The 20,972-nt window shown below is 58.0% G+C and carries 14 protein-coding genes; 10 read left to right on the top strand and 4 right to left on the bottom strand.

The window, feature by feature from the left end; genetic code table 11:
- Nucleotides 1-169 precede the first annotated feature (169 nt).
- Together R5R33_RS16925 and R5R33_RS16920 are read left to right on the top strand one after the other, a co-directional pair.
- Nucleotides 170-5,341: a S8 family serine peptidase gene (locus R5R33_RS16925; protein ID WP_318953877.1), complete on the top strand. Its 5,172-nt coding sequence runs from the start codon at nt 170-172 to the stop codon at nt 5,339-5,341.
- A gap of 405 nt (nt 5,342-5,746) precedes the next feature.
- On the top strand, nt 5,747-10,891 hold the full coding sequence (locus R5R33_RS16920; RefSeq protein ID WP_318953876.1) for a S8 family serine peptidase: 5,145 nt from the start codon (nt 5,747-5,749) through the stop codon (nt 10,889-10,891).
- 84 nt (nt 10,892-10,975) lie between these two features.
- Here R5R33_RS16920 and R5R33_RS16915 read toward each other — a convergent pair whose 3' ends face one another.
- Entirely contained in the window at nt 10,976-11,581 is a 606-nt protein-coding gene (locus R5R33_RS16915) for a CPBP family intramembrane glutamic endopeptidase (protein WP_318953875.1), read from the bottom strand.
- Between the two features lie 291 nt (nt 11,582-11,872).
- Here R5R33_RS16915 and ahpC point away from each other — a divergent pair, with 291 nt between their 5' ends.
- From ahpC to R5R33_RS16890, 5 genes are all read left to right on the top strand, one after another.
- Nucleotides 11,873-12,439 carry an alkyl hydroperoxide reductase subunit C gene (gene ahpC, locus R5R33_RS16910; protein WP_318953874.1) on the top strand — a complete coding sequence of 189 codons (567 nt, stop codon included), beginning with the start codon at nt 11,873-11,875 and terminating at the stop codon, nt 12,437-12,439.
- A 217-nt stretch (nt 12,440-12,656) separates the two neighbouring features.
- Nucleotides 12,657-14,240, top strand: a complete 1,584-nt coding sequence (gene ahpF, locus R5R33_RS16905; RefSeq protein ID WP_318953873.1) for an alkyl hydroperoxide reductase subunit F — start codon at nt 12,657-12,659, stop codon at nt 14,238-14,240.
- Nucleotides 14,241-14,564: 324 nt separating this feature from the next.
- Nucleotides 14,565-15,143 carry a YceI family protein gene (locus R5R33_RS16900; protein WP_318953872.1) on the top strand — a complete coding sequence of 193 codons (579 nt, stop codon included), beginning with the start codon at nt 14,565-14,567 and terminating at the stop codon, nt 15,141-15,143.
- Between the two features lie 152 nt (nt 15,144-15,295).
- Nucleotides 15,296-15,841 carry a DUF2058 domain-containing protein gene (locus R5R33_RS16895; protein WP_318953871.1) on the top strand — a complete coding sequence of 182 codons (546 nt, stop codon included), beginning with the start codon at nt 15,296-15,298 and terminating at the stop codon, nt 15,839-15,841.
- A gap of 16 nt (nt 15,842-15,857) precedes the next feature.
- Nucleotides 15,858-16,418: a DUF1415 domain-containing protein gene (locus R5R33_RS16890; RefSeq protein WP_318953870.1), complete on the top strand. Its 561-nt coding sequence runs from the start codon at nt 15,858-15,860 to the stop codon at nt 16,416-16,418.
- A 67-nt stretch (nt 16,419-16,485) separates the two neighbouring features.
- Here the strand turns inward: R5R33_RS16890 and R5R33_RS16885 are convergent, their stop codons facing one another.
- From R5R33_RS16885 to R5R33_RS16875, 3 genes are read right to left on the bottom strand one after another with little or no spacing between them, the layout of a single operon-like run.
- Entirely contained in the window at nt 16,486-18,246 is a 1,761-nt protein-coding gene (locus R5R33_RS16885) for a SulP family inorganic anion transporter (protein ID WP_318955752.1), read from the bottom strand.
- Nucleotides 18,247-18,290: 44 nt separating this feature from the next.
- Nucleotides 18,291-18,698 (bottom strand): TIGR01244 family sulfur transferase, encoded by a 408-nt coding sequence (locus tag R5R33_RS16880; RefSeq protein ID WP_318953869.1) that lies wholly within the window; start codon nt 18,696-18,698, stop codon nt 18,291-18,293.
- Between the two features lie 29 nt (nt 18,699-18,727).
- Nucleotides 18,728-19,606, bottom strand: a complete 879-nt coding sequence (locus R5R33_RS16875; RefSeq protein WP_318953868.1) for an MBL fold metallo-hydrolase — start codon at nt 19,604-19,606, stop codon at nt 18,728-18,730.
- A gap of 103 nt (nt 19,607-19,709) precedes the next feature.
- Here R5R33_RS16875 and R5R33_RS16870 point away from each other — a divergent pair, with 103 nt between their 5' ends.
- The 3 genes from R5R33_RS16870 to R5R33_RS16860 are packed head-to-tail and all read left to right on the top strand — an operon-like array spanning nt 19,710 to nt 20,894.
- A complete protein-coding gene (locus tag R5R33_RS16870) occupies nt 19,710-20,024 on the top strand; it encodes an ArsR/SmtB family transcription factor (RefSeq protein ID WP_318953867.1) in 315 nt (104 codons plus the stop codon).
- A 9-nt stretch (nt 20,025-20,033) separates the two neighbouring features.
- Nucleotides 20,034-20,468 carry a YeeE/YedE family protein gene (locus R5R33_RS16865; protein ID WP_318953866.1) on the top strand — a complete coding sequence of 145 codons (435 nt, stop codon included), beginning with the start codon at nt 20,034-20,036 and terminating at the stop codon, nt 20,466-20,468.
- A gap of 3 nt (nt 20,469-20,471) precedes the next feature.
- Nucleotides 20,472-20,894 (top strand): DUF6691 family protein, encoded by a 423-nt coding sequence (locus R5R33_RS16860; RefSeq protein WP_318953865.1) that lies wholly within the window; start codon nt 20,472-20,474, stop codon nt 20,892-20,894.
- Nucleotides 20,895-20,972: the final 78 nt, after the last annotated feature.

Raw genomic sequence — 20,972 nt, 5'->3', positions numbered from 1 at the left:
GTAACGGTTTTTGATATTCCTGCCGGATTTCCATTCCTCTATAACGCCGGGTCGCGATGAACTTCGCGTCTTTCACTTTTAGGGCAATGGCACTCGACTGCACTGCAATCGGCAGTAACAAATACTGGCTGATGGCTCCTGGCAGTTGCCGTATAAGGAAACCAACAAAATGCACAATTCGAATAAGACACGCTTTTCCAAGTGTCTTATCGCCAGCTTAACCGCGCTGTATGTAGCCGGTGGTGTTGCGGCGATAGACTCTGGAACGACAAATCGAACCGGGCTTCATGCCTCCAAACTGACTCTGGATATGATCCGGGGGCAGCAAGACCAAGGCGAGTTCGATATTCAGGGGAGCATCTACGAAAAACGCCAGGCCAGCGTAAACCAGGTCCGCAAAAAAAATGCGGGAACGGTTTTCGAACCCCAGGCAAACGCCTCGGGTGAAATCTCCTACATCGTCCAGTTAAGCGACGAACCTGTAGCGAACTTCAGCGGCGCCGTCGACCAGCTTCAGCGTTCCGTAAACAATTCCAAAGGCCTGAATACATCGCGCACCGTCGAGCAGTACCGCGGCAAATTGCTGGGCGCTCAGTCCAACCTGATGAATGCGGCCAAGGCCCACGGCATCCATTTCCAAGTACAGAACCAATACACCATGGCCACTAACGCCATGGCCGTACGCATGACCCAGGACCAGGCCATGCGCCTGGCAGAAATGCCCGGTGTTAAGCGCATTACACCTTCACGAGTTTTTGAGCTGAATTCCGACCGATCGGTGGAGTTCCTCGGTGCGGACAAGGTACATGATGGCTCTGTCACCGCTGGCGTTCCATACAAAGGCGAGGGCATGGTCCTCGGCATCATCGATACCGGAATCAACACCGACCACGTTGCCTTTGCCGCTGTGGGTGGCGATGGCTACGAACACACCAACCCTCTGGGAGAAGGTGTTTACGTCGGCGACTGTACTGTTGAAGCGAGCCTGTGTAATGACAAGCTGATCGGTGTGCACTCCTATCCGGTGATCACTGATGTGTATAAATACTGGCAGCCGAGTGCCAACCGTCGTCCGATCGATGGTAAATCAGGTAGTGCCCCCAGTGGTGAGGACTACCACGGACACGGCTCCCACACCGCAAGCACCGCGGGTGGCAACATTGTGTTTGATACCCCGCTGCAAGTGCCGGAAAACATCACCACTTCCGATGGTGTAAACCAGCCGTTCAATTTCCCGAAAACATCCGGTATTGCACCGCACGCCAATATCATCGCCTATCAGGTATGTTACGCAGGCAATGCCGGCGATGAATACGCCGGCTGTCCGGAAGAGGCCATTCTCGCAGCCATCGACGATGCCATCACCGACGGTGTCGACGTCATCAACTTCTCCATTGGCGGTGCAGAATCCTTCCCTTGGGAAGACCCAATGGAGCTCGCCTTCCTGTCCGCGCGCGAAGCCGGTATTTCTGTCGCGGTTGCCGCGGGCAACTCCGGCGCCTACTGGACCACGGATCACACCTCGCCGTGGCTGACCTCTGTCGGCGCTCTGACCCACGACCGTGTGTTGAAGCAGGCTGAAAAAACCATCGGCAATTTTTCCGGAGGCACTGCCCAGGAATATCGGGTCAAGGGTAAAACGTTTAACGGCGTAAGCTATTCCGATGCGATCAACGGACGCGTCGTGTATGCGGGCCATTACGAGAACCCGAACTCGAGCCTGGACTCGAAGCTGTGTGAGCAGCCCTTCCCCGCCGGCACCTTTGACTTTGTGGACGACCTGGCCACCACTGACGTCGACGAGAGCACACTACCGGTCATCGTACTGTGTGACCGCGGTGAAAATGCACGGGTTGCCAAAGCGCAAAACGTCGCTGCGGGTGGTGCCGAAGGCTTTATTCTCGGCAACGTAAGCTCCAGCGAAACCCTGGTTGCAGACCCCTATGTGATTCCTGGAATCCATATCAACTCTACCGATCGCAACAACCTGTATTACTGGCTCAACGCCAACCAGAGTGCGGTCAACATGGCGGAGATCACTGCCGGCGTAACCACCTATAGCGTGGATCCTGAGGCCGGTAACATCATGGCCTACTTCAGCTCTGCGGGCCCCAGTGTTACCAACACCAACCATCTGGTCCCGGCCATTGCGGCACCAGGTGTCAGTGTTTACGCGGCAAATGCGGACGACCAGCCTTTCACCATCAATCCCTTCCCCAGTGACTGGACCTTCATGAGCGGCACTTCCATGGCCTCTCCGCAGGTTGCCGGTGCCATGACGCTCGTCAAACAGGCACATCCCGACTGGACGCCTGCAGAGATCCAGTCTGCATTGATGCTGACAGCGGGAGAAGCCTGGGGCGCAGACTCCTTGGGCAGAAAGGCTCCGCTGACCAATTTCTTCCGCCAGGGTGCTGGTAGCCTGAACATCGCCGCCGCCGCCCAGGCCGGCCTGGTGATGAATGAAACCATCGAAAACTACCTGGCTGCCAACCCGTCTGAAGGTGGTCGTGTGGAGTGGTTGAATACCGCTTCCATGGTATACAAGAACTGCCAGAAATCGTGCTCCTGGGTTCGCACCCTGAGAGCGACAAAAGACGGAACCTGGACCGCCACATCTGAGAGTAAATACGACTCCGATGCAAAGGTGACAGTAACGCCGGAACAGTTCTCACTGCGCGCTGGCGAAGAACAGGCAATCATGGTCACTGTCGAAGTGGCAGACATGTTCGATGCATCTTCACAAAATCCGTTCGAGGATCTGGCTTCCGCCGATACTGACGGCCGGTGGTTCTTCGGCGATGTGGTACTGACCGAAACCAGCGGCGCATCTCCACGCAATCATCTGCCGGTGGTTGCTGGCTTTGATCGCGGCGTAATGCCGGATCAAATTGCTCTGGAAATCCACCGCGAACAGGGCCGGGAAGTCGTCGGCGGTCTGCCGCTACCGGAATCCGGTTCGTTCGAAGTCCGCAAGTACGGGCTGACCAAGGCCAACGTGCAAGAGTTCGATCTCGGTCGCGGCTACCCGTTCATCGTCCCCGGAAACATGGGTACCGACCGCGGTTGGGGCTGGATGCAGATCGACGTTCCTGCTGGCACCAAGCAGCTGGTGGTTGAGGCCCTCAGTTACGCGCCTGTCGATCCTGAGAACCTGGAGCGTAAAGCCTCGGTAATGGTGGGTATCGACCGCAATGGCAGTGGTACTGATTTCGCCGATGCTACCGAGTACAACGACGAGCTTGTATGTACGTCCTTCCACCCAGGAGTGAACAACTTCTGTGTGATCAACAACCCGGAGCCGGGTAGCTACTGGGCGGTAATACACAATTCCTCCTTCGGTGGTCACGGCCTGGCTGCGCACGAAGCTGCGAAAGTCACCGGCGGGTACGCGGTGATCTCTGCGGACACCGACGCGGACAACATGACCATCACATTGCCGGAGTCCAGTAATGGCGGCAGCCTGGCGGACATCGTTCTCGATTGGAATCTGCCTGAGTCGGTCAAGGGAGACGTCTACTACGGAGCCTTTGATCTCGGAGTAACCGGAGCGCCCGGCAGCATCGGCCTCTCCGCAGTGCGCGTCGAGCGTGGTAAGGACGAAGTTAACCTGGATATCAGCCAGAAAACCGCAAAGCCGGGTGATGTCCTCGACTTCACGCTGGATGTACGCCACAACCTGGAATCCAGCGACCGCAGCTATGACATCAAGACGACCCTGCCTGAGGGACTGACGCTGGTAGAAGGCTCCCTTAATTCCACCCCCACGGTTGAGAATCTGGCCACGGAGACCGGAGTGATCAGCCTGAACGGTATCCAGCCATCTACCCGTGACGTTGCGCGTGATTACATCGTAACCACGAATGCCACGGATCCGATGTGTCACACCCCGATCATCGACGAGTACTCCGATGGCAAGTACATCGACCTGCTGGAGTTCAACATTCGCCCGCTGGTCGGTCTGTGGGAAGGTGGTGCCGATTACCGCAGTCCGGTACAGGTTTCCACCGAGTGGTTGTTCTGGATGGATGACGCTGAAATTCCACTGTTCGGCCTGCCGCACAAGGGATTCGTGGAAATCTTCCCGAACGGCATTCTGCACATGGACGAAAACTGGTGGTCATGGCGTCTGCACCGACCGGCGGGCTACGGCTTTGCCCACTCCGCGGTCATGCCATACTGGCGCGGCAGCTTCCAGGCAGATTACTTCAATTCTCCGGATGACGTGCGCGGTTTGACCATTGCCAACCAGTACGCCGCAGAGCGCCCGGATCTCGGCGATCTGGTGTTCATGGAATACGACAATATCGTGGACCCGGCCACCGGCACCGCAGTGGACTTCGAAGTGATCATGCGCAATGGCATCGATTACCGGGAAGGTTTCCATGAAATCATCATGGCGTACGACAACCTGAGCGGTGATCTCACCGAAGGCTCTATTGGTGTTGAGCAGGCCGACGGCTTCCTCACTTCCAACGGGCCGCTCAACGGTTTCCGCGGAGAAAACGTTGGCTACGATAACCTGGACCAGATGCTGAAAAACGACCTGGTAATCTGTTATGACTATCGCGGTCCCGAGCAGAGCGCCATGCAGGTGAAATTCAAGGCACGTGTCAACGAGTCCGCTGCTGGAAAAACCCTTGAAGTGAACTTGGATAACGCCATGGAGTTCGCCGACACCAAGTCCTCTACCCAGCAAATCGTAATCAAAGGCAACATCAAGCTTTCAGGTATCGCCGATCAGGAAGTGGACGAAGATGGCACCCTCGAAGGTATCCAGGTTCTATACGTGGACGCCGACAAGGTAGGCAACACCATTGAAGTCAGCGGCGAGCACATCACGGCCACCGTTAACGGTCACACCTCCGGTTCCACCTTCGATATCACCCCGGAAGCCAACTTCTCCGGCGAGACCGAAGTAACCGTCACCGTGCGCGACAACAACGTTACTTCGGACGCCAGCAGCGTGACGTTCAAGCTGATGGTGAACGCAGTGGACGACGCGCCGGTTGCCGCGGTTGCCGGCGACGTGACCATCAAGGAAGGTGAAAGCGCGACTCTCGATGCGGGCAACAGCTCCGACGCCGACGGCGATGTGCTGACCTTCAGCTGGAGCGGCCCTGGCACCATCAACGGTGCCGATACGGCCAAGCCCACCATCAGCGGTCTGTCCGCCGGTAAGCACGAGTTCACCGTAAGCGTGTCTGACGGTGCAAACAGCTCTGAAGCGACGGTTACCGTAACCGTCGAAGGCAAGCAGAAGAAAAAAGGTGGTTCCGTCTACTACCTGCTGGCTCTGCTGGCAGCAGCCGGACTGTTCAGAAGACGCAAGCTGGCCTGATAACAGGTCGACGTTGATGTCTTAATACCGGAGCGGGCCCCATGGGCCCGCTTTTTTATTTCTGGGATGGGAATACACAAAAGCTCGGAATTGAACAATGTGTCGAAAAAATGACGATTATTTTTCATTCAGCGCGCCAGGGAAAATTTTTCCCGCTCACGAAATAAATATGCCTTAAATGTCTATCGAGACAAAATAAACGCGTCTCAACTGTCAATTTAGCACTGTGACACACTGGTACAAATGTCACTGCTTTCGTCATTCCTGTAACAAATTCATTCCTCTATAACGCCCGATCGCGAAGAATTTCGCGCCCCATCTCAGCAGCATGTGAGCCTTGGTCACCACAAGTGGTTTTGGGGTAGGTCGACCATAAACGAGCACATGCGACTTCAGGAAAAGACTATGAACAACACTAATAAGGCACGCTTCTCCAAGTGTCTTATCGCCAGTATCACCGCGCTCTATGTAGCCGGTGGTGCCGCAGCGGTAGATACTGTGTCGGAGAATCGTACCGGGCTTCACGCTTCGAAGTTGACGCTGGATATGATCCGCGGTCAGCAGGGCGAGACCGCGGAAATCCAGGGCAGTATTTACGAAAATCGCCAACCGGGGGTTAACCAGGTTCGCGATGGCGGTAGCCGCCCCGTTTTTGAACCGCAGGACAATGTGTCCGGTGAGGTCTCCTACATCGTCCAGCTGAGCGACGATTCGGCAGCCGCATACAGTGGCAACATCGCTTCGGTGCAGGGCACTGCCTCGACGGTAAAAGGCCTGAAAAATAATCGCGCTGTCGAGCAGTACCGCGCCCAGCTGAATCGCGCTCAGTCAGACCTGATGACCACCGCGAAAGCACGCGGCATCCGCTTTGAGGTACAGCGTCAGTTCACCATGGCCACCAATGCCATGTCTGTGCGCATGACCCAGGACCAGGCCATGCGTATGGCGGAAATGCCCGGGGTAAAACGCATTACTCCGTCGCGTATTTTCCAGCTGAACTCCGACCGCTCCGTGGAGTTTCTCGGAGCCGATAAGGTTCACGACGGTTCTGTAACCAGCGGCGTGCCCTTCCAGGGTGAAGGCATGATCCTCGGTATCATCGATACCGGTATCAACACCGACCACGTTGCGTTCGCAGCGGTTGGTGGCGACGGCTACGAACACACCAACCCGCTGGGTGAAGGTGTTTACGTGGGCGACTGTGTCACCGACGCAACCCTGTGTAACGACAAGCTGATCGGTGTGCACTCCTACCCGGTCATTACCGACGTTTACAAGTACTGGAACCCGCGCGCCAATCGTCGCCCCACCAATGGTGAGGATTACCACGGCCACGGCTCCCACACCGCGAGCACCGCTGGCGGTAACGTGGTGCTCAACACCCCGCTGCAGACGCCAGAAAACGTCGTCACTTCCGATGGTATCGATCTGCCGTTCAACTTCCCGAAAACTTCCGGTATCGCGCCGCGCGCCAATATCATCTCTTACCAGGTGTGTTATGCAGGCAGCAGCGGTGATCAATACGCCGGCTGTCCGGAAGAAGCCATCCTCGCGGCGATCGATGACACCATTACCGATGGCGTGGACGTGATCAACTTCTCTATTGGTGGTTCCGAGTCCTTCCCGTGGGAAGACCCGATGGAACTGGCGTTCCTGTCCGCGCGCGAAGCCGGCATCTCCGTTGCGGTAGCCGCTGGTAATGCCGGCGCTTACTGGAGTACCGACCACACTTCGCCGTGGCTGACCTCTGTCGGTGCCCTGACCCACGACCGCGTACTGAAACAAGCGGAAAAAACCATCGGCAACTTCTCCGGTGGTACCGTTCAGGAATTCCGCGTAAAAAACAAAACCTTTAAAGGTGTAAGTTACTCCGACGGTATCAGCGGCCGCATCGTATACGCCGGGAACTATGAAAACCCGAATTCCAGCATGGAGTCGCGACTGTGTGAGCAGCCCTTCCCCGCTGGCACCTTCGATTTTGCCGACGACGTCGCCACCACTGACGTTGACGAGAGCACGATCCCGGTCATCGTTATGTGTGACCGCGGTGAAAACGCGCGTGTCGCCAAGGCCGAAAACGTGGCCGCTGGCGGTGCCGAAGGTTTCGTTCTCGGTAACATGAGCTCCAGCGAAACCTTGGTGGCAGACCCCTATGTCATCCCGGGCATCCACATCAGCTACACCGATCGCAATAACCTGTACTACTGGCTGAACGCCAACAAGACTGCGATCAACATGGCCGAGATTACTGCGGGTGTGACCACCTACGGTACGGATCCGGAAGCCGGCAATATCATGGCGTACTTCAGCTCCGCCGGCCCGAGCATCACCAATACCAACTATCTGGTACCGGCGATTGCGGCACCGGGCGTGGACGTCTACGCAGCGAATGCGGACGATCAGCCCTTCACCAATTACCCCTTCCCCAGCGACTGGACCTTCATGAGCGGCACCTCCATGGCGTCACCTCAGGTTGCCGGCGCCATGACCCTGGTGAAACAGGCGAATCCGACCTGGACCCCGGCGGAAATCCAGTCCGCGCTGATGCTAACCGCGGGCGAGGCCTACGGTAGCGACGCCTACGGCCGCAAACTGGACCTGGACAACTCCTTCCGTCAGGGCGCCGGTAGTCTCAACATCGCCGCTGCGGCCCAGGCCGGCCTGGTGATGAACGAAACCATCGAAAACTACGTTGCCGCCAACCCGGCCGAAGGTGGCCGAGCGGAATGGCTCAACACCGCGTCCATGGTAAACAAGGACTGCCAAACCACCTGTTCCTGGATTCGCACCTTGAAGGCGACCAAGGACGGCTCCTGGACCGCAATCGGCGAGAGCAAATACGGCTCCGACGCCGAGGTTACGGTAACGCCGGCACAGTTCACGCTGCGCGCCGGTGAAGAGCAGACCATCATGGTCACCGTCGACGTGAAGGCGGACATCTTCGACGCAGTCGCCGAGACTCCGTTCGAAGACATGCCATCCGTCGACACCAATCGCCTGTTCTTCTTCGGCGACGTGGTACTGACCGAAACCAGTGGCGCAGCTCCGCGCAGCCATCTGCCGGTTGTCGCCGCGTTCGAGCGCGGTGCACTGCCGAACCAGGTTGCACTGGAAATCCATCGCGAACAGGGCCGTGAAGTCATCGGTGGCCTGCAGCTGCCAGAAACAGGTTCATTTGAAGTGCGCGAGTACGGCCTTACCAAGGCAACCGTGCACGAATTTGACCTGGGACGCGGCAACTCCAATGTTTCCCCGGGCAACATGGGTGAAGACCGCGGCTGGGGCTGGATGCTGATCGATGTTCCGGCGGATACCAAGCAGCTGGTGGTCGAGGCCTACAGCTACGAGGCGACCAATCCGGACGACCTGGATCGCAATCCGTCTGTGATGGTCGGTATCGACCGCAACGGTAACGGCGCCGATTTTGAAAGCACCGAAGAGTACCGGGAAGAACTGGTATGTACCTCTTTCCACCCGGGCGTGAACAACTTCTGTGTGATCAACAATCCGGAGCCGGGCAGCTACTGGGCGGTGATTCACAACTCATCCTTTGCGGGTGACGGCCTGCTTAACCACCAGGCCGGCAAAGTCACCGGCGGTTACGCAGTAGTCGGTGCAGATTCCAATGCGAGCAACATGACCATCACTACCCCGGAATCCAATACCGGCGGCAGCAAGGTGGACATTGCCCTGGACTGGAACCTGCCGGAAGCGACCAATGGCGACATCTACTACGGTGCATTTGACGTAGGTGTCACCGGCGCGCCGGGTAGCATTGGCATGTCTGCAGTGCGTGTTGAGCGCGGCAAAGACGAGGTCAACCTGGATATCAGCCAGAAAACCGCCAAGCCTGGCGATGTCCTCGACTTCGTTCTCGATGTGCGTCAGAACCTGGAGTCCAGTGACCGCAGCTATGACATCAAGGCAACTCTGCCGCAGGGACTGACTCTGGTAGAAGGCTCCGTAGAGTCGACCGCCAACGTCGAGAACCTGGGTAGCGAAAACGGCCTGATCAGCCTCATCGGTATGCAGCCGACCACCCGGGATGTGGCACGGGATTATGTGGTAACCACCAACGCCACCGACCAGATGTGTCATACACCGATCATCGACGAATATTCCGACGGTAAGTACATCGACCTGCTGGAATTCAACATCCGTCCGCTGGTCGGCCTGTGGGAAGGTGGCGCTGACTACCGCTACGTCGTTCAGGTCTCCACCGAGTGGCTGTTCTGGATGGAAGATGCGGAGATTCCGCTGTTTGGCCTGCCGCACAAAGGCTTCGTCAACATCCTGCCGAACGGACTGCTGCACATGGAGGAGAACTGGTGGCAGTGGAGCTGGCACCGCCCTGCGGGCGCTGGCTTCGCGATGTCCGCGGTAATGCCATACTGGCGCGGTAACTTCACTGCGGATTACTACAACTCTCCGAATGAAGTACGCGGTCTGACCATTGCCAACCAGTACGCCAGCGAGCGTCCGGACCTCGGCGATCTGGTGTTCATGGAGTACGACAATATCGTCGACCCGACCACCGGCACTCAGGCTGACTTCGAGGTGATCATGCGCAACGGCATCGATTTCCGCGAAGGCATGCACGAGATTGTCATGGCCTATGACAACCTGAGCGGCGATCTTGCCGACGGTGCCATCGGCATCGAGCAGGGCGACGGCTTCCTGACCTCTGCCGGTCCTCTGAATGGCTACCTCGGCAAAAATATCGGCTACAACAACCTCGACCAGACCCTGCACAATGACCTGGTAATCTGTTACGACTATCGCGGTCCGGAACAGAGCTCCATGCAGGTGAAGTTCAAGGCGCGCGTAAACGAGTCCGCTGCCGGCCAGACCCTGGTTGTGAGCCTCGACAACGCGATGCAGTTTGCCGATGCCAAGTCCACCACCCAGGAGATCAAGGTAAACGGCAACATCGCGCTGTCCGCTATCGCCGACCAGGTGGTGAACGAGGATGAAACCCTCGAAGGTATCCAGGTGCTGTACGTTGACGCCGACAAAGTGGGTAACACCATCGAAGTCAGCGGCGAGCACATCACCGCTACCGTCAACGGGCACACTGCCGGTTCAACCTTCGATATCACCCCGGAAGCCAACTTCTCCGGTGAAACCGAAGTGACCGTCACCGTTCGCGACAACAACGTGTCCAGTGATGCCAGCAGCGTGAAATTCAAGCTGATGGTAAATGCTGTGGACGACGCGCCGGTTGCCGCGGTTGCCGGCGACGTGACCATCAAGGAAGGTGAAAGCGCGACCCTCGACGCGAGCACCAGCTCTGACGCCGACGGTGATGCACTGACCTTCAGCTGGAGCGGCCCTGGCACTATCAACGGTGCCGATACGGCCAAACCCACCATCAGCGGTCTGTCCGCCGGTAAGCACGAGTTCACCGTAACCGTGTCTGACGGCGTAAACAGCGCTGAAGCGAACGTTACCGTTACCGTTGATGGCAAGAAGAAAAAAGGCGGTTCCGTCTACTACCTGCTGGCTCTGCTGGCAGCAGCCGGACTGTTCAGAAGACGCAAGCTGGCCTGATAACAGGCTGAGGCAAACGTCTTGATACATAAGCGGGCCCACTGGGCCCGCTTTTTTATTTGCACGAAAAAAAGATCACCGCGATCAGTGTTTACCAGCTGGTCCGTTCAGTCCGAGTACCCGAGGAAATTTCACCAATACGCCGAGTGCAATCAGATCGTACACACCGTGCCAGACGATGACGGTGAGCAGGCTTTCACTCAGCCAGTAAACTGCGCCGAGAATCAGCCCCATGACCGCAGTAATCAGGAAATAAATAGACGAGGCGTAATGCAGTAAACCGAAAACTACAGACGCTACTAACAGTCCCACCAGCGGTGTGCTGAACGAAGCAATCCATGGCTGCAAAAATCCGCGGAACAGCAACTCTTCGCAAACACCAGCAGTTACCGCCAGAACCCCAATCTGCCACCAGTTCAAATGACAGAATACCCGGTGTAATTTTTCACAGTGATTGCGCAGTGTGTTGCCGGCACTGGTGTTGGAGCGTGTAATGGCGCGACCGATCCAGTAGCTGGCCAATGCGCCCGCCACCCCCAGCGCAATGGCCATAAACACCGCATCAACACCCCAGGACGCGGCGATCCCGGTAAAGTGGAAGCCTGCTACGGCAATGGCCAGTGCCACGGCCTGAACGGCGAGCGCCGCCGTTAATATCTGCCTGGTCGAAACTTCGGCCTTGTCTGTCACTACGGCCTCCCCCCCTGCAATCCTTCCCAACTGCGGCCTTCTTGGTCCATGACCTGTAGGTCTACATATGCCGGCGTGAAACCGGATCGCCTTATGAGTACGCGCTTTCACGGCTACGCCACCGGCACGAAAAATCTATCAGGAGAATAACTCCTATCGACCGAAACTATCAAACCCATAAAAATCAATAATTTTTATCAAGCAGCTTCAGCTAATAGTATTTCTCCCGTACCCGATAACCCACGCCCCAAACGACGGGGCAAAACTTCTCTCAGGAGATAAGGAAATACCATGGCTAACTACATCAACAGCGAAATCAAACCGTTCAAAGCCAAGGCCTACCAGTCTGGCGACTTCTTCGACGTTTCTGACGCGGACCTGAAAGGCAAGTGGTCTGTGGTGTTCTTCTACCCGGCGGACTTCACCTTCGTATGCCCGACCGAGCTGGGCGACCTGGCCGACAACTACGCAGAGTTCCAGAAACTGGGTGTAGAGATCTACTCCGTTTCCACCGATACCCACTTCACCCACAAGGCGTGGCACGACACTTCCGAGACCATTGGCAAGATCCAGTTCCCGATGATCGGCGACCCCACCGGCACCATCACCCGCAACTTCGGCGTGATGATCGAGGAAGAAGGCATTGCCGACCGCGGCACCTTCGTGATCGACCCGGAAGGCAAGATCCAGATCGTCGAGATCAACGCTGGCGGCATCGGCCGTGACGCCCAGGACCTGCTGCGTAAGATCAAGGCCGCCCAGTACGTAGCCTCTCACCCAGGTGAAGTATGCCCGGCCAAGTGGAAAGAAGGCGAAGCCACTCTGGCGCCCTCGCTGGATCTGGTTGGAAAAATCTAACGACCGGCTGCGGGCTCCGGCCCGCAACAAATTCAGAGCTCTGAATAGAGTTCAGTGGCGCCGCCGCTACCGGGTGCTCTCTTGTGAGACACGCCGTGAACCCATCCCTGGGGGCTCTTCCGCGAGGTCCCTCTCGCGGAAGGTCTCACAAGAGAGCACCCGGCATCGGCGCCTTCACAGCAATTTCTGATAAATACCCAAAATTCAGGACACACCGATGTTGGACGCAAACGTAAAGAAACAACTGGACACCTATCTGCAGAATATCGTCACTCCGATCGAGATCAGTGTGTCCGCCGACAGGAGCGCCAAGGCTGCTGAACTGAGCAGCCTCGCCAGCGAAATCGCCGGGCTGTCAGACAAGATTGCCCTCAACCAGGTGGAGCGCAAACGCACCCCGAGCATGGCCATCGCGCCGGTGGGAGAGATTCCCCGGGTAAGCTTTGCCGGTATCCCCATGGGACACGAATTCACCTCCCTGGTACTCGCCCTGTTGCAAGCCGGCGGCCATCCGTCCAAGGCGGACCCCGCGCTGCAGGAGCAGATTCGCAATATCCAGGGTGAATTCCACTTTGAAACCTATATCTCGCTGTCGTGCCAGAACTGCCCGGACGTGGTCCAGGCGCTGAACCTGATGGCGAAACTGAACCCGAATATCACCCACGAAATGATCGACGGCGCCCTGTTCCAGGACGAAGTGGAGCAGCGCCAGATCATGGCGGTGCCCGCGGTGTACCTGAATGGCGAGCACTTCGGCCAGGGACGCATGAGCCTCGAGGAAATCGTGGCGAAAATCGACACCGGCGCCGAACAGCGCACGGCCGCCGAACTGAATGAGCGCGCCCCCTACGATGTACTGGTACTGGGCGGTGGCCCGGCCGGCGCGGCGGCGGCCATCTATGCCGCGCGCAAAGGTATCCGCACCGCGCTGGTGGCCGAGCGCTTCGGCGGCCAGGTAATGGATACCGTGGGTATCGAGAACTTCATCTCGATGCCCTACACCGAGGGCCCGAAACTGGCCGCGAGCCTCGAGCAGCACGTGAAAGAGTACGGCGTGGACATCATTACCGGGCAGCGCGCCGCACAACTTAAGCGCGACAAACTGATTGAGCTGGAACTGGCGAGTGGTGCGACCCTCGCGAGCAAATCCGTGATCCTCGCCACTGGCGCGCGCTGGCGCGAGCTGGGGGTCCCCGGCGAGGCCGAATACCGCACCAAGGGCGTGGCCTACTGCCCCCACTGCGACGGCCCCTTCTTCAAGGGCAAGCATGTGGCGGTGATCGGCGGCGGTAACTCCGGTATTGAAGCCGCGATCGACCTGGCCGGCATCGTCAAGCATGTCACCGTACTGGAATTCGCCGATACCCTGCGTGCCGACGAGGTACTCGTGCGCAAGGCGCGCTCCATGGCCAATATCGACATCATCACCAACGCCCAGACGACTGAAGTCCTCGGCGATGGCAGCAAGGTGAACGGCCTGCAGTACACCGATCGCGTCAGCGGCGAGCTCAAGCAGCTGGATCTGGCCGGAATCTTCGTACAGATCGGCCTGGTACCGAACACCGAGTTCCTCAAGGACAGCGGCCTGGAGATGAACCGCATGGGCGAAATCGTGATCGATACCCGCGGCGCCACCTCCATCCCCGGGGTGTTTGCCGCCGGCGATGCCACCACCGTGCCCTACAAGCAAATCGTGATATCCATGGGCGCCGGCGCCACTGCCGCCCTCGGCGCCTTCGATCATCTGATCCGTACTTCGGTGGCCGATGAGCCGGCAGAAGCGCTGTCGATGGCGAGCTGATCGTCGCCAGCCCAAACCTGACCCAAACCCGGATACCGGCTTCCCAGCGGTATCCGGTCTCTCCCGGCGGGCACCCCTCCCGCCAACCACTGGGAATATCTCGTTAAGAGAAACATCCTCAACTTGTAGCCGGCTTTATGCCGGCTTTTTTTATTGCGATTTACAGAGCTTAACTGGCAAGAACCGCCGGTGGCTGATAGTGTTTCTCACTTGGAACTGTCTGGTCGCTTCTGGTCGACCTGGCACTAAATCCCCGGCATTTTGTCGGAGTCATTGCGCGCGAAAACGCCGCTAACGACGATTGGTTGAAACAGGAGAATCACCATGTCTTTCAAGTCCCTCGCCCTGGCCTCCCTGCTCGCCCTGCCCGTCTCCGCCTTTGCAGACTGGCAGCTGGACGGAGGTGCTTCCGCGGTCAATTTTGTCTCGGTGAAGAAAGGCACTCTCGCGGAAACCCACCACTTCAAGGGCCTGAGTGGCGCCATCTCCGATGCGGGCAAAGCGCTGCTGGAGATTGACCTGGCGAGTGTGGAAACCAACATCCCCATCCGCAACGAGCGCATGCAGCAGATGCTGTTCGACACCGCCAAATTTGCCAAGGCCACCATCAGCACCGACGTGGATGTAGCGACCCTGAAGGCATTGAAACCGGGCCAGACCATGGCGATTGACGTCGACGTCACGGTTGACGTACACGGCCAGCAGAAAGCCGAGAAAGCCGCACTACAGGTGACCGGCCTGGAAGGCGGCAAGCTGCTGGTTACCACCAGCGCGCCCATTTTGCTCAATGCCGGCAATTACGAGCTGCTGGAGGGCATCGAAAAACTGCGGGAGATCGCCGGCCTCGACAGCATCAGCCCCATTGTGCCGGTGTCCGTCAAACTGGTATTTGCACAGAAGTAAGACGGCAAAATAGCTCGAATACCGTTCCAGGAGGTGCCGCCACAGGGTGGCGTCTCCACATTCACACCTTCGCATCTATCACGCCCCCTACTGCGATCCCCGCCCCAATCCGCTAGAATTCCCGCCAGAACTCTCCGACCAGGTACGTACACATGGCATCACTACAGGACCAACTGCTGAAGGCAGGCCTGGTAGACGGCAAGAAAGCCAAACAGATCAGTAAGGAAAAGCGCAAGCAGAACAAAGTGGCCAAGAAGTCAGGCGATGTGCAGGTAGATGAAGCCAAGCTCGCCGCCGAACAGGCCCGCGCGGAAAAGGTCGCCCGCGACCGCGAACTGAATGCCCAGCGCGAGGCGGCGGCACAGCAGAAAGCCATCGCCGCACAGATCAAACAGCTGATCGAGCGCAACAAGCAACCCAAGGGCGCCAACGGCCAGAACGATATCGCCTACCATTTCACCTTCGATAAGAAAGTGAAAAAGCTCTACGTTTCCGCGGCGGTACAGGACCACCTGATTGCCGGGCGCCTGGTCATTGTTGGCGAGGGCGAACACTTCGAACTGGTGCCGCGTGTGATCGCCGACAAGATCGCCGAGCGCAACCCGCAGATGGTGGTGCAGCCACCGGAGAAATCCACGCCGGTGGACGAAGAGGATCCCTACGCGGGCTACGAAATCCCAGACGACCTGATGTGGTAATCCCGGGCGTTTTTCAATGACAGACTCTGATCCGGTAATCGCCCAGGTTGAGAAATGGCTGCAGGACGTGGTGGTGGGGCTCAATCTCTGCCCCTTCGCCCGCAAACCGCTGCGTGCGGGGCAAATCCGCTACGTGGTGAGCGATGCGGCCGGTGAAAAGACCAATGAGGTATTGCTGGAAGAACTGCTGCAGGAGTTCCAGGTACTGGATCGCTGCAGCGAAGAGGAGGTGGAAACCACCCTGCTGATTCTGCCCACGCAGCTGCGGGATTTTCACGATTACAACTTCTTTCTCGACGATGCCGAGTGGCTGTTGCAACGCCAGGGATACGAGGGGATTTACCAGATTGCCAGCTTCCACCCCCACTACCAGTTCGCGGGCACGAATCCGGAAGATGCAGAAAACCTGACCAACCGCGCCCCCTACCCGATCCTGCATCTCCTGCGGGAAGCGAGTCTGGAGCGCGGCCTCAAAAATTACCCGGACCCGGAAAACATCCCCCACAACAATATTCTGCGGGTGGAATCACTCACCGAGGCAGAGCGAAAAGCGCTGTTCCCCTATCTGTTTTCCTGAATACCTGTTTCCTGATCTGCAGCTTCCTGAATTCACCGCCGTCACCCGACCGGTAACGGCGGCGTGATCAGGAGTGGGCGCAGCCGGAAAAGTTTTCCCGCAATTCCGTAAATGCCTGGTACTGCGTAAAGAATATCTTGCCGGAAATTTCCGCGAGGAAACCGCAACGCTGCAACGCATCCATCACCGGTCCTTTCACTTCGGAAAGATGCAGGCAGATCCCGGCTTCTTTCAGCTGCTCGTTAATGGATTCCAGCGTCTCCAGTGCACTCCAGTCGATTTCATTGATGGCACTGCACATCAGAATCACATGACGCAGCTCCGGCGTGGCGGCCACATCGCGATAAATACGCTCTTCCAGGAAGGCGGCGTTGGAGAACATCAAGCTCTCGTCTACCCGAATACTCAGGATTTGCGGCATCGTCAAAACCTGATGGCGCTCGACATTGCGGAAGTGTTCGGTTCCCTCCACCAGCCCCACCTCGGCAATGTGCGGTTTTGAGGTGCGGTAGAGGAACAATACGATCGACGCCAGTACCCCACAGGTCACACCGATCTCCACGCCGAACAACAGCGTGACGACAATGGTAACCAGCACCGCAAAGAAGTCGCTCGGCGAGTAGCGCCAGGTTTTCTTCAGGATGGAGAAATCCACCAGCGAGAGCACCGCAACAATAATGGTCGCCGCCAGTGTCGCCTTCGGCAGGTAGTAGAGAAACGGGGTCAGGAACATGGCCGCAAGCGCGATACCAATGGCGGTGAAAACACTGGCCAGCTGTGTTTCCGCGCCGGCATCAAAGTTGACCACCGAGCGGGAGAATCCGCCGGTCACTGGAAATCCCCCGGAAATACCGGACGCGAGGTTGGCACTGCCGAGGCCAATCAGCTCCTGGTTCATATCAATTTTCTGGCGGCGCTTGGCCCCCAGTGTCTTGCCCACAGACACAGATTCAACGTAGCCAATTACCGAGATCATCACCGCGGGTAGTGCCAGCTGCTCCACCAGAGCCCAGCTGAGGTGTGGCCACTGCAACTGCGGCAGGCCGCTGGGAATCGCACCTACCAGCTGCACGCCCTTCCCTTCCAGGTCCAGGCCCGAAGCCAGCACGATGGTCGCCAGCACCCCCACAACCGGGGCGGCTTTCACGATAAGAGAAGCGGTATCCTTCGGCAGGGAAAATCGCTGCAACAGCTTCACCGCGCCGGAGCGCGCCCACACCAGGAACAGCACCACCGCCGTTCCGAGCGCGAGGGTGATCGGATTCCAAGCCGCGAGATTTTGCACCATGCCGTGCATCAGTTCCGGCAGGCTCTCGCCACTGGCGGAGATACCCAGCAGGTGCTTGAGCTGACTGAAAGCAATCAGAATTCCGGAAGCGGTGATAAAGCCGGAAATAACCGGGTGCGACAGGAAATTGGCGAGGAAGCCGAGGCGCAATACACCGAGCAGCGCGAGAAAACCACCGGATAACAGTGCCAGTACCGCGGCCGCCAGCAGATAGTCCGCGGTGCCCTGTGCGGCGACCTGCCCCAGCGCCGCCGCGCTCATCAACGAGGCGACGGCCACAGGGCCCACCGACAGCGTGCGGCTACTGCCAAATACGGCGTAGGCGATCAGCGGCGCAATACTCGCGTACAGACCGACCTCTGCCGGCAGACCGGCGAGCAACGCATAGGCGAGCGATTGCGGAATCAGCATCACCGTGACAACCACGGCGGCCAGCAGGTCCCGTCGCAGAGCTCCCCCGGAGTAGGATGGAAGCCATGATGAGATAGGAAGGTACCGACGTACCAGCTCTCCCAACGTTACTCCAGTACCGCCCGTCATCGCCCGCTGTCTAGTCGCCACGTCTGTTTACCACCACTTTTCGATCAATAGGTTACAAGCACACCGGAAATATCGTAACCAGCCTGCTGCGCTGCCGCCTGCAGTTCGCTCTTGTCTGCGCCCTGCACGCAACGAGACGCCGCCCAGAGGTTGCAGGAGCGATTACCGGTGCGGCAGAAGGCGTGAATGCGCTTGCCGCTATCCAGCAGCTCGGCAAAGGCCTGACTGTGGGCAGGCTGCATCTGGCCACGGGAAAACGGTATGGCAGAAAATTCCATGCCGGCTTCAGCAGCGGCAGACGCAAGCTCGTCAAACGTGGCGAGATTTTCCGATTCATACTCGGGGCGATTGCAGACAAGCACTTCCACTCCCGCATCGGCCAGCGCCTGAATTGCGCCGGGCGCCAGTTCTTCCGAAACACTCACCTGTGGATCCAGTAATTTGAATTCCATACTTACCTCACACCTTGTTGATCAGCGAATCAAAGTTTGTTGACCGGGACTTTCAGATACACGGTGCCGTTATCTTCGGCAGGCGGCATCTGGCCCGCACGGATGTTGACCTGAATTGACGGGATAATCAGGCGAGGCATGGCCAGCGTCGCATCGCGTTCGGTACGCATTTTTACGAACTGGTCTTCACTGATGCCATCTTTTAGGTGGATGTTGCCGCGCTTCTGCTCTCCGACCGTGGTCTCGCACAGGTGCGGACGGCTGCCATTCGGCGGGTAGTCGTGACACATGAACATACGGGTCTCTTCCGGCAGCTCCAGCAGCCTGCGTACGGAGCGGTAGAGCGAGCGCGCATCACCGCCGGGGAAGTCGCAGCGCGCACTGCCCACATCCGGCAGAAACAGGGTATCGCCCACAAACAGGGCATCACCGATCAGCCACGCCATATCCGCGGGCGTGTGTCCGGGTACATAGATAACGCGTCCCTCGAGATCGCCAATCCTGAATGTCTCTTCTTCCGCAAACAGGTGATCGAACTGGGAACCGTCCACCAGGAACTCTTTTTCCAGGTTGAACACACTGCGGAAAATGCCCTGGACCTGGGTGATGTGGTCGCCAATGGCAATCTTGCCGCCCAGTTGCTGGCGGATAAACGGTGCCGCCGACAGATGATCCGCGTGGGCATGGGTTTCGAGCACCCACTCGACCGTCAGGTCTTTTTCCCGCACAAATGCGACGATTTTTTCCGCACCACCAGTGGATGTACGCCCGGACGCCTGATCGAAATCCAGCACGGGGTCGATTACGGCGGCACTGCCACCGTCACGGTCGTAGACAACGTAGCTCCAGGTTTCTGTCATCTCATCCAGAAACGGCTGAACTTGAGGAAAAACTTTGGTCTGGCTCATGGAAAACTTCCCTAGGCATTAGATCTGCAAACAATATACTTGCTGATATTATATCTTTCAATATATTATTTTTTGACAGAGTGATAGACCCACGGATCAGTCCATGCCCGACACAACTGAGATCAGCCTCGACAAGATGCGCGCCTCTGCCGGTGGCGCCTCCCTAATGCTGCGTTCACTGGGAAATCCTGATCGCCTGCTACTCCTTTGCCTGCTGGGCCAGGAAGAGTTGTGCGTCAGTGATCTGGAGGAGCGACTGGACATCCACCAACCCAGCCTGTCACAACAGCTGGGTGTACTCCGCCGGGAAGGACTTGTGGCCACCCGCAAGGAGGGCAAACGGGTCTACTATCGGGTAGCTGACCCTAAGGTTCTCACTCTGTTACAAACGCTCTATCAACTTTATTGCGCGGAGTAAGCTGCCACCATGACGATCGACTGGAATGCTTTTACCCCCTTTACCGCCCTTGGTGGTGGTGTGCTTATCGGCCTGGCAAGCGCCTGGCTGATTCTTATGAATGGCAGGATTGCCGGGATCTCCGGGATCCTTGGAGGCCTTTTTGACTGGACCAAGGGCGACCGCGGCTGGCGACTGGCATTCACACTGGGTTTGCTGGCGGGACCGGCCATCTGGGGCCTGTTCCACGCGCTGCCCAGTATCGAAATTCACGCAAGCACGCCAATGCTGATCGCGGCCGGACTGCTGGTAGGCGTTGGCACCCGCTACGCGGCCGGCTGCACCAGCGGTCACGGTGTTTGCGGCCTGTCGCGCCTGTCCCCGCGCTCTCTCGCCGCCACGCTGACTTTTATGGGCGGCGGCTTCGCCACCGTGTACGTTATCCGCCACCTGCTGGGAGCCTGATCCATGAGCAAGTACTCGATTTCCGCTTTTATTGCCGGCCTGATTTTCAGTTTTGGATTGCTGCTTTCGGGCATGGCCAACCCGGAAAAGGTTCTGGGCTTTCTCGACCTGTTCGGCGCCTGGGATCCCTCCCTTGCACTGGTGATGGGCGGCGCAATCGCCGTGGGCTTGCCGTTGTTCACCGTCGCCAAGAAACGCGCGACTTCTGTGCTCGGCGCGCCAATCCAGCTACCGTCCAAACGGGAAATTGACCGCCGCCTGATTCTCGGCAGCCTGGCGTTCGGCATCGGCTGGGGACTGGCGGGCTTCTGCCCGGGCCCCGGCATTGTTGCTGCAGGCGCGCTGAAGTCCGGAGCGATCGTGTTTGCCCTTTCCATGATTGCCGGCATGTGGATTTTTTACGTGCTTGAAAAGCGCAAAGCCTGATTTGCCGGACACTGCCTTCCTGTAACTGCGCTGGCGCCCTGTGGGCGCCAGCGGCTATCCTGTTGGAATCCTATAGCC

The sequence above is a fragment of the Microbulbifer pacificus genome (assembly GCF_033723955.1).
Taxonomy (GTDB): Bacteria; Pseudomonadota; Gammaproteobacteria; order Pseudomonadales; family Cellvibrionaceae; genus Microbulbifer; species Microbulbifer pacificus.
This window is presented reverse-complemented; position numbering and strand designations above follow the sequence as displayed.

What these genes read in the sequence shown, in the direction of transcription:
- R5R33_RS16925 (WP_318953877.1), top strand. Translation starts at nt 170, where the DNA reads ATGCACAATTCGAATAAGACACGCTTTTCCAAGTGTCTTATCGCCAGC.
- R5R33_RS16920 (WP_318953876.1), top strand. Translation starts at nt 5,747, where the DNA reads ATGAACAACACTAATAAGGCACGCTTCTCCAAGTGTCTTATCGCCAGT.
- ahpC (WP_318953874.1), top strand. Translation starts at nt 11,873, where the DNA reads ATGGCTAACTACATCAACAGCGAAATCAAACCGTTCAAAGCCAAGGCC.
- ahpF (WP_318953873.1), top strand. Translation starts at nt 12,657, where the DNA reads ATGTTGGACGCAAACGTAAAGAAACAACTGGACACCTATCTGCAGAAT.
- R5R33_RS16900 (WP_318953872.1), top strand. Translation starts at nt 14,565, where the DNA reads ATGTCTTTCAAGTCCCTCGCCCTGGCCTCCCTGCTCGCCCTGCCCGTC.
- R5R33_RS16895 (WP_318953871.1), top strand. Translation starts at nt 15,296, where the DNA reads ATGGCATCACTACAGGACCAACTGCTGAAGGCAGGCCTGGTAGACGGC.
- R5R33_RS16890 (WP_318953870.1), top strand. Translation starts at nt 15,858, where the DNA reads ATGACAGACTCTGATCCGGTAATCGCCCAGGTTGAGAAATGGCTGCAG.
- R5R33_RS16885 (WP_318955752.1), bottom strand. Translation starts at nt 18,246, where the DNA reads ATGACGGGCGGTACTGGAGTAACGTTGGGAGAGCTGGTACGTCGGTAC.
- R5R33_RS16880 (WP_318953869.1), bottom strand. Translation starts at nt 18,698, where the DNA reads ATGGAATTCAAATTACTGGATCCACAGGTGAGTGTTTCGGAAGAACTG.
- R5R33_RS16875 (WP_318953868.1), bottom strand. Translation starts at nt 19,606, where the DNA reads ATGAGCCAGACCAAAGTTTTTCCTCAAGTTCAGCCGTTTCTGGATGAG.
- R5R33_RS16870 (WP_318953867.1), top strand. Translation starts at nt 19,710, where the DNA reads ATGCCCGACACAACTGAGATCAGCCTCGACAAGATGCGCGCCTCTGCC.
- R5R33_RS16865 (WP_318953866.1), top strand. Translation starts at nt 20,034, where the DNA reads ATGACGATCGACTGGAATGCTTTTACCCCCTTTACCGCCCTTGGTGGT.
- R5R33_RS16860 (WP_318953865.1), top strand. Translation starts at nt 20,472, where the DNA reads ATGAGCAAGTACTCGATTTCCGCTTTTATTGCCGGCCTGATTTTCAGT.